Below are 14,014 nucleotides of genomic sequence, written 5' to 3' on the forward strand. Positions count from 1 at the left end.
GGCTATTCTACAATTACAATTCCTTTTTGAAGGAGTCTGGTTTCATTATTTTCAACTTGATAAATGACTGGCTTTAGGACCTTGGTAATTTTCGATTTCCTGCTTAAATCACCAATAATATTTGCTTCCACATCTGTCATTTCATTGCGATAGGCCTGACCAATCGGGTTGACAATTTGAAAACCCATAGCTTCAAACTCGTGATAAATGCGATCTACATAGCGATTCAAACTATCGTTATTATCCTTTTTCATTTTTAAATCCAATGCAAACACCTGATTAATTATCTCTGTCATTATATAAAATTAAATTGAAGATTAAATATACAAATATTTATAAGCTATACGATTTCAGCTACAACAAAAGTGCTGCCACCAACATAAATTAAATCGTCAATTGATGCATTTGCTTTTGCATTGGCTAAAGCATTATTGACCGATGAATATACTTCTCCCTGAAATCCATTAGAGATAAAATGAGTTTGTAATACCGTAGCATCGAGCCCTCTAGGCACATTAGGTTTACAAAAGTAATACGTTGCTTCTTTAGGTAATAAGGTCATAATAGCATCGACATCTTTGTCATTAACAACGCCAAAAACCATATGGAGTTTTTGAAAGGACTCATTTTTTAATTGCTCAACAATATACGTCAACCCTTCTTTATTATGAGCCGTATCACAAACCACTTTTGGATGCTCTTGCAATAGTTGCCAACGTCCTTTGAGATCTGTGTTTTTCACGACATTTTGTAATCCTTCTATAATGTGAGCTTCGGAAACAGGATAGGTTTTAGCACTAAGAATTTTCAATGCCTGAACAGCTGTTTTGGTATTGTGTTTTTGATAACTTCCCTTGAGATCGGTTTTGTATGATGTTTTTACAAGCTGATCTGCAAAATAAATTTCTGACAAATTCACCTGTGCTACAGTAGTAAATGTATCCGTTGTTTCTTTTTGTGTTTCGCCTATAACGACAGGAATTTTCGGTTTAATAATTCCTGCTTTTTCCTTAGCTATAGCTTCATAAGTATTTCCTAAAAATTGAACATGATCAAAACCAATGTTGGTAATTACTGCAACTTCGGGTGTAATAATATTTGTTGAATCCAAACGACCTCCAAGACCAACTTCAATAACAGCTATATCAACATTTTGCTTTGCAAAATAATCGAAAGCCATACCAACTGTCATTTCAAAAAAAGACAATTTATGGGTGTTGAAAAATGGTTTATTTCGCTTTATGAATCCCATAACGAACTGTTTGCTCACAAGCTTACCATTGATTTTTATACGTTCTCTAAAATCTTTTAAATGTGGCGATGTATACAATCCAACCTTATATCCTGCTTCTTGAAGAACTGAAGCCAGCATATGACTCGTAGAACCTTTGCCATTAGTACCTGCGACATGAACACTTTTAAATTTGAGTTGAGGATTGTTTAAGTGTTGAGCTAAAAGAATCGTATTTGAAAGGTCTTTTTTAAAAGCAACCTTACCTTGATTTTGATACATCGGTAACTGCTTAAACATCCAGTTTACGGTATCAATATAATTCATTAATTAGTGGGTGTAAAGTTCACACTTACTTTACCATATTGTCTTGCTGGCGCTTTCGAATCGGCTGGCCATTTGTAAGACAAGGCTATTTTTTTGGCTTGGGTTTTAAGACAAGAAGTTGCATTATTACTTCCTCTTACACCTGGTGTCGCTTCTATTACGCGACCACTGCGATCGACAACAATATCGACAACAATTAAACCGTATTCATTTTCACAACCATCTTGCATTGTAAAACTAGGCTTACCTCTACCATTTAAACCGTAACCGACGCCTCCATTTCCTGAACCAGGTGTTCCTTTATAAGGTGCATATGGGCTTCCATCTAAATCACCACTATCTCCAGGACCATCACCTGGACCTTCGCCTTCTTTAACAGGTCCTTCAGAATTTTTCACACCATCAATAAGTGCTTTAAGCTTGTCTTTTTTATCCTGTTCTTCTTTAGCTTTACGCTCTGCTTCGGCTTTTTTGATTTTTTCTAACCGTTCTGCTTCAGCCTTTGCTTTAGCTTCTGCTTCTTTTGCCTTTTTAATCGCTAATGCTTCGGCTGATTCATTTGTTAGAACATTTTCAGATGGGCTACTAGGCTCTGATGTTTCTTCAGGTTGAGCTTCATCAGCTTGAGTATTTTCATTGACAACCTCTTCATTAGGCCGTGATTTTATAGGCTCAGTAGGTTGAACTGTACCAGATCCAACAGGGGAATCTCCAAAATTTATAGCAACGCCATATTCTTCAGGAGGATCAATATATGGAGGTCCAACCACAAACAATAACAGTAATAAGATAGCCACAATGAGTGCGGTTATCTTAGCTGAATTTCGTTCGTGTTTGGTTTCTAGGTATTTCATATATCAATTAAGGCAAAAGTTGTTCCAAAAAAAAAGAAAGGGTTATCTAATTGTTAGGCTTAACCGCTAAAATGACCTTAAATTTGTTTCTATTGGCGATATCCATCACTTTTACAACATGTTCAACAGGTACAGATTTTTCAGCACGTAAAACAACTGTTGGTTGATCCTGATTTGATAAAGCTGAAATTAATTCAGTTTCCAAAACACTTTCGCCAACGCGTTTTTGATCAATATAATAGGTCAGATCTTTCTTTATACTTACAGCCACAGATTTTTTGTTTTCAGTTTTACCACTAGCTTTAGGCAATAAAATGTCTATGGCATTAGTGGTCACTAAAGTAGAAGCAAGCATAAAAAAGATTAATAACAAGAATACAATATCTGTCATAGAAGACATATTGAATTCTGGTGTTACTTTATTTCTTCCTCTTAAATTCATTAAATAGGCTCGTTTAAGTGATCTAAAAATTCTAATGAATTAGCTTCCATTTGGTAGACAACCTTATCTGTTTTCACCACTAAATGATTGTAAGCCATGTAGGCTACAATACCAACAATAAGTCCGGCAACAGTTGTTGTCATCGCTGTATATAAACCATCAGATAATTGTTTAATATCTATTTGTCCGCCAGAATTAGCAATTTCAAAAATTGATAAAATCATTCCGATTACAGTTCCTAGAAACCCAATCATAGGCGCAACTCCTGAAATTGTAGCTAATACACTTACATTTTTTTCGAGGCTGTAAATTTCTAAACGACCAGCATTTTCAATTGCAGTATTGATATCTTCTAAAGGTTTGCCTATTCGGGTGATTCCTTTATTAATTAACCGTGATACTGGAGAGTTCACCTGAGCACAAAGCATCTGTGCTGAATCGATTTTACCATTACTCACATGATCCTTAATTTGGTTCATAAAATTAGAATCTATTTGAGATGCTGCTTTAATTGCAAAAAGGCGCTCAAAATATATATAAATAGCAACAATTAACAGTACAAACAGCATTGCTATGATAATTTGACCTGCAGTACCACCACTACTTATAAGTTCTATAATGGATAGTGTTTTTTCGGTGGAATCTGCATCTGTTACCAACTCAGCTCCATCTTGAATATCACTTTGTAATATCATATTATAGGTATTGAAATTAAATTTAACTATTGTAATAACGAATGTTTTCTTACTAAAGTATATATTAGAATATAGTTCTGGTAAACATGAATGCTACAGCTCCAGCAAGGAAACCAATTAAAGCCAGCCATGAGATTTTTTTAAGATACCAGAAAAAGTCTATTTTTTCCATTCCCATTGCAACTACTCCTGCAGCAGAACCAATAATTAACATACTACCACCTGTTCCAGCAGAGTAAGCAATAAAATGCCAAAGTTCATTATCTATTGGTTCAGAAAACATTCCTAAACTCGCAGCTACCAAAGGTACATTATCAATCACAGCAGAGCCAACGCCTAGTAATAATACAACTAGATCTGACACACCTTCATGGTGTAACTCGGTTCCTAACATAGGCATCGTGTCTTGTAAGGTTCCTGCAAAGCCAAATAATATTCCCAGAGACTCTAATGCTGCAACAGCCATTAAAATTCCGAGGAAAAATAGAATACTTGGTAACTCAATTTTAGATAAAGAGTGGTGAACAGGACTATGATGTGCATGTGCATCACTTTCAGCAGAATCATGACTAGAAATACTAAACTTAGAATTACTATAAATTTCAGCAAAAATAGCAACAACTCCCAATGCGAGCATCATACCTACATATGGTGGTAAATGCGTCACAGTTTTAAAAATTGGAACCGAAACTATTCCTCCTAAACCTAAGTAAAGCATTGTAGAACTAAATCTGCTTTTAGGCTTTTCAACATCATCAATATTTTGCTCTAAATTTCCCTGGAAAGGCTTCATAAATGATGCTATAAGGAAAGGGATAAGCATACAGATAAGTGATGGTAAAAACAAATAAACAAATAAGTGTCCTGTAGTTACTTTTTTACCAATCCATAACATGGTTGTAGTAACATCACCAATTGGTGACCAGGCTCCTCCAGCATTGGCAGCTATAATAATTAATCCTGCATACCAGATACGTACACTTCTATCTGACACTAATTTTTGTAAAATTGAGATTAATACGATTGTTGCTGTTAGGTTATCTATAATTGCAGAAAGGAAAAACGCTAAAAACCCAAAAATCCAAAGAATTTTCTTTTTACTTTTCGTTTTAATAAAACTTTTAATCGTAGAGAAACCATCGAAATAATCAATAATTTCGACTATAGTCATTGCGCCTAACAGAAACACTAGAATTTCGGCAGTCTTACCTAAATGGTGCAACAGCGTTTCTTCCATCCAATGCATTTTGCTCTCATGACCTAGACTTTCAAAGCCTTCAACTAATCCGTGACTTGAAGAATCAAACCACTGGGGAAATGAGTCAATACCCAAAGAAATTAATGCCCAACTGATAGCCATCATAACTAAAGCCGGAATGAGCTTATCAATTTTTATACTGTGCTCTACAGTGATGGCTAAGTAGCCTAAAACAAATACTATTATAATTATACTTTCCATAGTAATTAGGGTTATATTAATTGGGTTAAGGCAATTTCAAATGCAGTAGCACTTATGCCCGTTTTTGTGTTATTTTTTTCGTAAACTTTTTTAATTGCCTTTCTTATAATTTCAGAAGTATCATTAAAAATAGCTTCATCTGTCATTTGCACTTTACGCTCCATAAAGTAGGCAAAAACTCTGGCCATACCACAATTAGAGATAAAATCTGGAATTAAGCTGACTTTATTATCGGTATGTTCCATAATACTTCCAAAGAAAATTTCCTTATCAGCAAATGGCACATTAGCTCCGCAAGAAATAACCTCCAAACCAGTATCAATCATTTGATCAATTTGATTTTGAGTAATAAGTCTTGAAGCTGCACATGGTGCAAAAATTTCGGTTTCTAACGACCATATTTTTTCATTCATTTCAGAAAATGGAATGAGATGATCACTCACTAAAGTATTTCCTGATTTGTTCAAATAGAGATCTGTAATCTCTTCAAACGAAAATCCGTCTTCTTTTATTAAACCACCAACAATATCGATGATACCAACAACTTTTGCTCCCATTTGAGCTAAATAAAATGCAGCAGCAGCACCAACGTTTCCAAAACCTTGCACTATAGCTCGTTTTCCAATTATTGAATCTCCATGAACATCATAAAAATGTTTAGCAGCTTCGGCAACTCCAAAACCAGTAATCATATCTGCTACGGTATACTTTCTATTAACGCTTGGTGAATATTTTGGATTTTCAATCACTTTTATAACACCATGTCTAAGTTGTCCGATACGGTTAATTTTATCAGCTTGAGTGGGTTTAAAATGACCTTCAAAGACACCCTCTTGAGGATGCCACACACCGCTCTCTTCAGTAATTGGGATAACTTCGTGAATCTCATCGACATTAAGATCTCCACCAGTACCATAATAACTTTTTAGCAAAGGGGAAACTGCGTTGTACCAACGCTCTAAAACCCCTTTTTTTCTTGGGTCTTTAGGGTCAAAATTAATTCCGGACTTGGCGCCACCAATGGCTGGACCCGATACGGTAAACTTCACTTCCATTGTTTTAGCAAGTGATAATACCTCGTTCATATCAAGACCTTTTCTCATCCTTGTTCCGCCTCCCGCAGCTCCTCCACGAAGTGAATTGATGACAGTCCACCCTTCAGCCTCTGTTTCAGGGTCTTTCCAATTAAAGATGATTTCTGGCTCCTTGTCTTCGTATGTTTGTAGTAACTCTTTCATTTATATATATTGAATCTTTTATAACTTATTTAAAATCTCATAATACTATTGAAGAGCAGCTAAAGTTGATTCATTTGGTAAAAAGTTTATTAGTTTATTTAACAAATATAAAAAACTAAAAATCGCTGTATATTAATTTTTCAATAATTTTAAGGATAATATATTTCTCCCGAAGAATGGTCATTTCTGGCACCAGTTACACTCGACAGACAATTGATTTCTCCTCGTAATTTGAGTACACCTAGTAAGCCAAAAATTAAAGCTTCCTTAAATTCAATGATGGATTTGGAAGGCACTATCAATTCGAAGTTTTTATGAGCTTTTATACGCTCTAACAAAAATGTATTGTAAGTTCCACCTCCTGTAAACAGTACTTTTGAATTCGACTTAATATTATTAGTAATCTGAATAGCAATATGTTCAACACAAGTTCTTAATATGTCTTTTACTGATAATTTTGAAGTTTCCAGCAATGGTGAAATTTGTTTTTCAACCCATTCGACACCTAAAGATTTTGGAGGTGATGCCGCATAAAAGTCTATAGCATTCAAAACGGTTAGCAAGTCGTTGTTTAGACGTCCTGATTTTGCTATCTGCCCACCTTCATCATAATCAAAACCTAATTGCCTTGTATAATGATTCATTATAATATTAACCGGACAAATATCATAAGCAATCCTTTGATTGTTTTTTTCGGAAGACACATTAGCAAATCCACCAAGATTGATACAATAGTCATATTCTGAAAACAATAACTGATCACCAATAGGCACTAAAGGAGCTCCTTGTCCACCTAATAACACATCTTGAGTCCTAAAGTCGCAAACAATTTTAGTGTTGGTTAGTTTAGCAAGCTTAGGTTGATTTCCTATTTGATATGTGAGATGTTCTTCAGGTTGATGCAAAGCTGTATGCCCATGAGAGCAAATGGCATCCAAATTTTTAAGCTGATGTTTTAGAATGAAACTATGAATAGTTTGTGCTAAATATGTAGTATAATCGTCATCAATTTTTGTGATAGCTTTTTTATCTAAACTGACAAGATTTGACAAGGTTTGTTGCCATAAGTCAGTATAAGGAATGGTTTCAGCGCTATGAATTTTAAACGTCCATTTACTATCAAAATCAAAACTAATATGTGCTAAATCAATACCATCTAAAGATGTTCCTGACATTACACCGACAATATTATAGCTAGATTTTATCATATTCAGTAAAAATAACAATACTCATTGAAAATATGCTATTAAAAAGTTATCTTTGACATCATTTTTTATCAATTCAATAATTTAAATATACAATGGATTTTAGCTTAACTGAAGAACATATTATGATTCGCGATGCGGCTCGCGATTTTGCTCAAACAGAATTACTGCCTGGCGTAATAGAACGTGATAATGCTCAAACGTTCCCTGACGAGATAGTTCGCAAAATGGGAGACTTAGGCTTTATGGGTATTATGGTCGATCCTAAATACGGTGGAAGTGGTATGGATGCAATATCCTATGTATTGATTATGGAAGAGCTATCAAAAATTGACGCTTCTGCTTCTGTAATGGTTTCAGTAAACAACTCATTAGTTTGTTATGGACTCGAAGCTTATGGTAGCGAAGATCAAAAACAAAAATACTTAACCAGATTAGCTACAGGAAAAGCAATAGGCGCTTTTTGTTTGAGTGAACCTGAAGCTGGTAGTGATGCTACATCTCAAGCTACAACTGCAATTGACAAAGGCGATCATTATGTCATCAATGGAACAAAAAATTGGATAACTAATGGTGGTAGGGCTGAAGTTTATTTGGTAATTGCTCAAACTGATAAGGAAAAAGGACATCGAGGTATTAATGCTTTTATTGTTGAAAAAGGCATGGAAGGATTTGATATTGGTCCTAAAGAAGATAAATTAGGAATTAGAGGAAGTGACACTCACACCTTACAGTTTAATGATGTTAAGGTTCCTAAGGAAAATAGAATTGGTGAAGACGGATTTGGTTTTAAGTTTGCCATGAAAACATTATCAGGAGGTCGAATTGGTATTGCTGCTCAAGCTTTAGGAATTGCCTCAGGAGCCTATGAATTAGCTTTAAAATATTCTAAAGAACGTAAAGCTTTTGGTACTGAAATATCAAATCACCAGGCAATTGCATTCAAATTGGCAGATATGCATACTGAAATTGAAGCTGCTCGTATGTTGGTCATGAAAGCTGCATGGGATAAAGATCAAGGAAACAATTATGACATGTCTAGTGCTATGGCAAAATTATATGCCAGCCAAGTTGCAATGACGCATACTGTTGAAGCTGTTCAAATTCATGGTGGAAACGGATTTGTAAAAGAGTATCATGTGGAACGCTTAATGCGTGATGCTAAAATTACTCAGATTTATGAAGGGACTTCTGAAATTCAAAAAATTGTAATTTCCAGAGGCGTATTAAGAAATTAAAAACGTTTTTATTTTAAATGATTATAACAGATTAAAATATTAAAATTCAACACATTACACAAGACTCAACTTTAGTTGGGTCTTTTTTTTACCATTTCTTCTCTTATACTTACTAAAAATGACAAATTCCTTACCATTCATACATATTCTTATAAAATAAAACTCAAATACAACTAACTTGTACTCAATTAAATTATTGTATATCAATAATTTAGTTCATTGTAATTGCTTTGAAACATATGTTTCATACTTTGTTACATGTTAGATATCAAGCCCCACAATCTATAAATACATTTGATGAAAATTATTTAAAAACCATAAACATGAAAACAAAAATTACGCTATTGGCAACTTTACTTTGCTTAGTTATGAATGCAAATAATATTACAGTAAGTAATATTTCGTTAGAGAACTTAAATGAACCTGACTGGGTTCAGGTAGAATTTGATTTAAGCTGGGAAAATTCCTGGCGATTAAGTGCAGGACCATCTAATTGGGATGCAGCATGGGTATTTATCAAATATCGAGTAAACAGTGGTGATTGGGCACATGCGCAAATAAATTCTTCTAATTTCCAAGCAGCAACTGGCAGTACTATTGACGTCTCTGCAGATGGTATTGGTGCTTTCGTTTACAGAGATAGTGATGGAAGTGGAGATATCAATTTACAAAACATGCGTTTGAGATGGGACTATGGCTCCATAGATCCAAATGACATTATTGATATTCAGGTATTTGCTATTGAAATGGTATATGTACCAGAAGGATCTTATTTTTTAGGAGGCACAAATGGTGATGAAAATGGCGATTTCTTCTCAGGCAGCACTAATATTCCTTATGAGGTTACCTCTGAGAATACAATAAACGTATCTCCTACAGCAGGAAACCTTTATTATGATAATACCGAAGGGTTTTCAGAAATTGATGTCGGTGATCAAATGGGACCAATTCCTTCAGCATTTCCTAAAGGCTTTAGTGCCTATTATATTATGAAGTATGAGGTAAGTCAAGCACAATGGGTTGACTTTTTTAACACCTTAACTGAAGCTCAAAGGGAAGCAAATGATGTGACTGGTGTTACAGGTAAAAACACTGATGATGAGTTTGCACGTAATGCAATTTCATGGACTGAAGGTGCAAGTAATGCGACAACAACACTTCCAGATGTAGCACTTAATTATGTATCAGCTGAAATGACAAGCAATTATCTAGATTGGGCTGGATTACGACATATGACAGAACTGGAATATGAAAAGTCATGTCGTGGCCCTATTGCTCCGAAACCAAATGAGTTAGCTTGGGGAAATGCTAATTTGCCTTCAACCGCTTACACGTACATTAATTTAGGTGAGCCAAATGAACAGGTTACTAATCCAGAAGAAGGTGTTGGTAACATTATTTTTTCTATTACAAATGGTACCCCTTCTGGACCTAAGAGAGTTGGTATTCTTGCTGCCAGTGCTATTACAAAAAATCGTGAAGAGACTGGAGGAAGCTATTATGGGATTATGGAACTTAGCGGAAATTTATATGAACGTGTAATCACTGTTGGTATACCAGAAGGTAGAATTTTTCAGGGTGATCATGGTGATGGTATACTATCGGTTGCTGGTGAAGCAAATGTACCAAACTGGCCTGATGGTGCTACAGGAATTGGGTATCGTGGCGGGTCACACGCAAATACAGCGCCATTTATTCTTGTATCAGACCGAACAGATGCAGCTAATATAATAGTTAATGGGAACACTAGATTAGGGTTTCGTGGTGTGCGTTCATCAGATTAAAACCACCCACTATGAGTTATAAACTATACATATTATTTACATTCCTAACGGTTAACACTTTAAATGCTCAGTATTTTGGTGGATCTGATGATGGAAGCGATCAATCTGTACTTAATGGAAGTCGATTAAATGGAAACATTGCATCATTTTCAGTACTGTATCAAGGTAGCTCGGGAGATGGACATGATGCAGCTAAAAATCAAGTATTACTATCTCAGAATACCTTTGAAATATACAACGGTAGTTCTGGTGATGGCTTTTCAAAAATGAGTACTGTTTATACGATTTCCGGTAGTGATTTAAGTCGTTTGTATTTTGGGAATTCTGGTGATGGCCATTCTCAAAACAAGTATCAAACTATACTTAACGGATCTGACTTAACTATGATATATACTGGAAGTTCTGGTGATGGTGCCGACAAAGATTTTGCTTTTGGACAATTACTTAATGGGGTCATTGATATTATTTTCAGAGGAGGAAGCGGTGACGGATTTGCGAGTCGACTCAGTAATGATAATTTTCTTTCCGGAGTTATGCTATTACTTTATCAGGGAGGAAGCGGAGATGGATTTGCAACCAATAGCTACACAACTAATCTAAGCTTAGATGTTGCTGAATATTTGATTAAGATGGACGTATTACTCTATCCAAATCCAGCAAGCCAAATAGTAACAATTAAACCAAATGATGGTATCCTAATTACTTCTGTAGATGTTTATGATATATCAGGAAAAAAAATAGGCATAAAGTTATCATCTGAAAATTCTTTAGATGTTTCTAATTTAGCTGACGGGGTTTACCTTGTAAATATCTTTTCAGAATCTGATGAAATTACTAAACGATTAATTGTCAAAAAATAATTAAAAGTAATTAAAAGTCAGTAAGCTTTCATGTCATACATCAAGGTTTGCTGACTTATTACGTCATTGAATTAAGTACCAAACGGATATCACTATAGCTATATTTTTCATCAAGTTGATGTTTTAAATCAGATAAGTTATCAAAAGTACACTTTGGAATGAGTTCTTTCAATTCATTATAGTGATCTTCAGAAATTAAATCGGTAATTTTCACTTCTCCAGATGTTATAAAACTTGCTAAATGTCCAACAATGGTATTCATATTAAGTTCACGTTCACTAGCAATATCTTCAATAGATTTTCCAGATTGAAATAGTGCTAAAGATACTTTTTTTGTATCTCCTTTTTTACGCTTAGGTTTTTGAGTCTTAAAAATGTCATCGTTTAATGAAGTTTCTATATCATTGTCTTCACAATAGCCTCGAATGGTTTCTAAAATTTCGGAGCCATACTTTTCAATTCTTGTTTTACCCATTCCGTGTATTTGCTTTAATTCGGCTTTACTTATAGGAAGTAGTTCACACATAGCATATAATGCTTTTTGAGTAAAAATTTGATAATGAATAAGGTCTTCACGCAAAGCAATAGTATTACGCAACTCACGAAGCAATTCAAAAAGTTCAACATTTGTTGTTCCGTCAATAACAGATTTTCTAGCCTTTTTAGGCTTATCTTTTACTAGAAAAACAGATTTACTTCTTAGTTCTAAGAATTTCGTCGGATTAAAACTTTCTGCTAAACCGTCAAAATACAGTTGTTTAGTCGCTAGTAATTCATCTAACACATCTAGTTGCTTCACAATATCTTTTTCTATAGCATTGTTGTCTGTGGTAAAACTTAATGTTTTATATGGCTCTTGAATATTTGTCTTAGTAATATCAGTAAAATATGCTATAGCTTTTTTAAAACGTTTTTGCAATAAATGATTTTGTTCAGGCAATAGTTGATTACTTGAAAGTTCTTTAAGCTGAGTATTAAAACCATTAGCTATTTTAAGTAAACCTGTAATAGTATTTTTAATCGAAATTAAAGGTACTTCTACAAGTCCTTCAATACTCCCTCTATTCTTGTAAAAAATATCTAAAATACGGTTTATAGGATTTAAGAATGTGAAGAAATCAAAGACTTCTGAGATTAAATTCAATTGAAATGTAACCTTAGATTCTAGTAAAACAGATTCGTCAGGCTGATTTTCTTCAGCTTCTTTATTAAAATTATTGACATTTGAATCGCTAATAATCTGACTAGAATCAATTTTGCTTTTAAGGACTAAACCATCCAAATTTTTACATCTACTTAAAGCGACATAAGTTTGACCGTGAGCAAAGGCACCTTGCGCATCAATAACAGCTTTTTCAAAAGTTAAGCCTTGACTCTTATGAATTGTTATAGACCAAGCCAACCGAAGAGGCATTTGTGTATACGAACCTATTTTGTTTTCAGTAATTTCTTTTGTTTCAGCATTGATATTATAATTTATGTGTTCCCATATTTCTGGAGTCACAATAATATTAAAATCGTCGTCAGGACATTTCACAATAACTTCGTCATCATCTAAAAAAATAACCTTACCTATTTTACCGTTGAAATATCTCTTTTCTATTGAGCTATCATTTTTTATAAACATCACTTGAGCACCGACTTTTAGAGCAAGTTCTTCTTTATTTGGATATGAAAATTCGGGAAACTTACCTTCAATTACAGCTGAATAAGTTTGTATGCTACTTGTTAATTTTTCAAGTTCGGAACTGTTTACTTGTTCTGCTTTACTATTATGAGTTGTTAAATAAATGTAGCCTTCATTATCAAGAGGTGCAAAATCAGGTTGATATCTTTTATTCAATTCGTCAGCTGAAGATTGAGATAAAGTATTGGTCCTTATTTCATTGAGAATACTGATAAACTTAGGGTTATCTTGTCTATAAATATGTTTTAATTCAACTGTAACAGCTTGGCACTTTTGATAAGCAAGACTGCTAAAAAAAAATGCATTTTTATAAAACGGATTTAATAATTGCCATTCATTATTTTTAATAACTGGGGATAGCTGTTGTAAATCACCTATCATTAATAACTGTAAGCCTCCAAAAACAAGATTTTTATTTCTAAAACGTCTTAGAGTTTTATCTATTCCGTCTAACAAATCGGCTCTAACCATGCTAATCTCATCAATGACTAATAAGTCTATAGATTTTATAATATTTATCTTTGTTTTACTGAATTTTCTAGAAAAACCAGAAGATGATTGTAGGTTGTCATTTGGAAGAATAGGACCAAAAGGCAATTGAAAAAAAGAATGTATTGTAACACCTTTCGCATTAATAGCAGCAACTCCTGTAGGAGCAACTACTACCATTCGCTTTAAGGAATTCATTTTCAATTTATGGAGAAAAGTTGTCTTACCTGTTCCTGCTTTTCCTGTCAAAAACACATTACGATCAGTGTTATTCACAAAATCCCAAGCTAATTCTATTTCTTTATTTAACTCCATAAACTAATACATACCTCTAACAGATGAAGATAAAAAAAGGATTATAAATATCCTCTTATAAACAAAAAAAACCCTTATCATAAAAATATATGATAAGGGTTTCAAAAAAGGCGACGACCTACTCTCCCACAAATGCAGTACCATCGGCGCAAATGGGCTTAACTTCTCTGTTCGGAATGGTAAGAGGTGA

12 protein-coding genes and 1 rRNA gene are annotated in these 14,014 nt (G+C 34.1%); 3 read left to right on the forward strand and 10 right to left on the reverse strand.

Features of this window, described 5'->3' with window-relative positions:
* Window positions 1-2 precede the first annotated feature (2 nt).
* From H7350_RS12290 to H7350_RS12325, 8 genes are all read right to left on the reverse strand, one after another.
* A complete protein-coding gene (locus H7350_RS12290) occupies window positions 3-296 on the reverse strand; it encodes a hypothetical protein (RefSeq protein WP_204346222.1) in 294 nt (97 codons plus the stop codon).
* A 44-nt stretch (window positions 297-340) separates the two neighbouring features.
* The gene (locus tag H7350_RS12295) at window positions 341-1,558 is read right to left on the reverse strand and encodes a bifunctional folylpolyglutamate synthase/dihydrofolate synthase (protein WP_204346223.1); all 1,218 of its coding nucleotides are present in this window, start codon (window positions 1,556-1,558) and stop codon (window positions 341-343) included.
* Complete coding sequence (locus H7350_RS12300) at window positions 1,558-2,412, reverse strand: energy transducer TonB (protein ID WP_204346224.1); 855 nt, start codon at window positions 2,410-2,412, stop codon at window positions 1,558-1,560. The genes H7350_RS12295 and H7350_RS12300 overlap by 1 nt, the downstream gene beginning before the upstream one ends.
* Before the next feature lie 46 nt (window positions 2,413-2,458).
* The gene (locus H7350_RS12305; protein ID WP_204346225.1) at window positions 2,459-2,854 is read right to left on the reverse strand and encodes an ExbD/TolR family protein; all 396 of its coding nucleotides are present in this window, start codon (window positions 2,852-2,854) and stop codon (window positions 2,459-2,461) included.
* Window positions 2,854-3,549, reverse strand: coding sequence for a MotA/TolQ/ExbB proton channel family protein (locus tag H7350_RS12310; protein WP_204346226.1), 696 nt, complete (start codon window positions 3,547-3,549; stop codon window positions 2,854-2,856). Before H7350_RS12310 ends, H7350_RS12305 begins: the two co-directional genes overlap by 1 nt.
* A gap of 64 nt (window positions 3,550-3,613) precedes the next feature.
* On the reverse strand, window positions 3,614-5,008 hold the full coding sequence (gene nhaD / locus H7350_RS12315; RefSeq protein WP_204346227.1) for a sodium:proton antiporter NhaD: 1,395 nt from the start codon (window positions 5,006-5,008) through the stop codon (window positions 3,614-3,616).
* 11 nt (window positions 5,009-5,019) lie between these two features.
* Entirely contained in the window at window positions 5,020-6,246 is a 1,227-nt protein-coding gene (locus H7350_RS12320) for a Glu/Leu/Phe/Val dehydrogenase dimerization domain-containing protein (RefSeq protein ID WP_204346228.1), read from the reverse strand.
* A 149-nt stretch (window positions 6,247-6,395) separates the two neighbouring features.
* Window positions 6,396-7,454, reverse strand: coding sequence for an anhydro-N-acetylmuramic acid kinase (locus H7350_RS12325; protein WP_204346229.1), 1,059 nt, complete (start codon window positions 7,452-7,454; stop codon window positions 6,396-6,398).
* A 92-nt stretch (window positions 7,455-7,546) separates the two neighbouring features.
* Between H7350_RS12325 and H7350_RS12330 the strand changes: the two genes are divergently transcribed.
* From H7350_RS12330 to H7350_RS12340, 3 genes are all read left to right on the forward strand, one after another.
* On the forward strand, window positions 7,547-8,689 hold the full coding sequence (locus tag H7350_RS12330) for an acyl-CoA dehydrogenase (protein WP_204346230.1): 1,143 nt from the start codon (window positions 7,547-7,549) through the stop codon (window positions 8,687-8,689).
* A gap of 323 nt (window positions 8,690-9,012) precedes the next feature.
* A complete protein-coding gene (locus H7350_RS12335; protein WP_204346231.1) occupies window positions 9,013-10,473 on the forward strand; it encodes an SUMF1/EgtB/PvdO family nonheme iron enzyme in 1,461 nt (486 codons plus the stop codon).
* Window positions 10,474-10,484: 11 nt separating this feature from the next.
* Window positions 10,485-11,333, forward strand: coding sequence for a T9SS type A sorting domain-containing protein (locus H7350_RS12340; protein ID WP_204346232.1), 849 nt, complete (start codon window positions 10,485-10,487; stop codon window positions 11,331-11,333).
* Window positions 11,334-11,391: 58 nt separating this feature from the next.
* On the opposite strand, the gene H7350_RS12345 is transcribed toward H7350_RS12340, so the two are convergent.
* Together H7350_RS12345 and rrf are read right to left on the reverse strand one after the other, a co-directional pair.
* Window positions 11,392-13,824 carry a helix-turn-helix domain-containing protein gene (locus tag H7350_RS12345; protein ID WP_204346233.1) on the reverse strand — a complete coding sequence of 811 codons (2,433 nt, stop codon included), beginning with the start codon at window positions 13,822-13,824 and terminating at the stop codon, window positions 11,392-11,394.
* Window positions 13,825-13,929: 105 nt separating this feature from the next.
* A 5S ribosomal RNA gene (gene rrf, locus H7350_RS12350) occupies window positions 13,930-14,014 on the reverse strand; the annotation flags it as partial.

It is taken from the genome of Psychroserpens algicola (assembly GCF_014526325.1).
In the GTDB taxonomy this organism is placed as follows: Bacteria; Bacteroidota; Bacteroidia; order Flavobacteriales; family Flavobacteriaceae; genus Psychroserpens; species Psychroserpens algicola.

Bases quoted from the DNA above. Each gene is read 5' to 3' on its own strand.
- H7350_RS12290 (WP_204346222.1), bottom strand. From the start codon at position 296: ATGACAGAGATAATTAATCAGGTGTTTGCATTGGATTTAAAAATGAAA.
- H7350_RS12295 (WP_204346223.1), bottom strand. From the start codon at position 1,558: ATGAATTATATTGATACCGTAAACTGGATGTTTAAGCAGTTACCGATG.
- H7350_RS12300 (WP_204346224.1), bottom strand. From the start codon at position 2,412: ATGAAATACCTAGAAACCAAACACGAACGAAATTCAGCTAAGATAACC.
- H7350_RS12305 (WP_204346225.1), bottom strand. From the start codon at position 2,854: ATGAATTTAAGAGGAAGAAATAAAGTAACACCAGAATTCAATATGTCT.
- H7350_RS12310 (WP_204346226.1), bottom strand. From the start codon at position 3,549: ATGATATTACAAAGTGATATTCAAGATGGAGCTGAGTTGGTAACAGAT.
- nhaD (WP_204346227.1), bottom strand. From the start codon at position 5,008: ATGGAAAGTATAATTATAATAGTATTTGTTTTAGGCTACTTAGCCATC.
- H7350_RS12320 (WP_204346228.1), bottom strand. From the start codon at position 6,246: ATGAAAGAGTTACTACAAACATACGAAGACAAGGAGCCAGAAATCATC.
- H7350_RS12325 (WP_204346229.1), bottom strand. From the start codon at position 7,454: ATGATAAAATCTAGCTATAATATTGTCGGTGTAATGTCAGGAACATCT.
- H7350_RS12330 (WP_204346230.1), top strand. From the start codon at position 7,547: ATGGATTTTAGCTTAACTGAAGAACATATTATGATTCGCGATGCGGCT.
- H7350_RS12335 (WP_204346231.1), top strand. From the start codon at position 9,013: ATGAAAACAAAAATTACGCTATTGGCAACTTTACTTTGCTTAGTTATG.
- H7350_RS12340 (WP_204346232.1), top strand. From the start codon at position 10,485: ATGAGTTATAAACTATACATATTATTTACATTCCTAACGGTTAACACT.
- H7350_RS12345 (WP_204346233.1), bottom strand. From the start codon at position 13,824: ATGGAGTTAAATAAAGAAATAGAATTAGCTTGGGATTTTGTGAATAAC.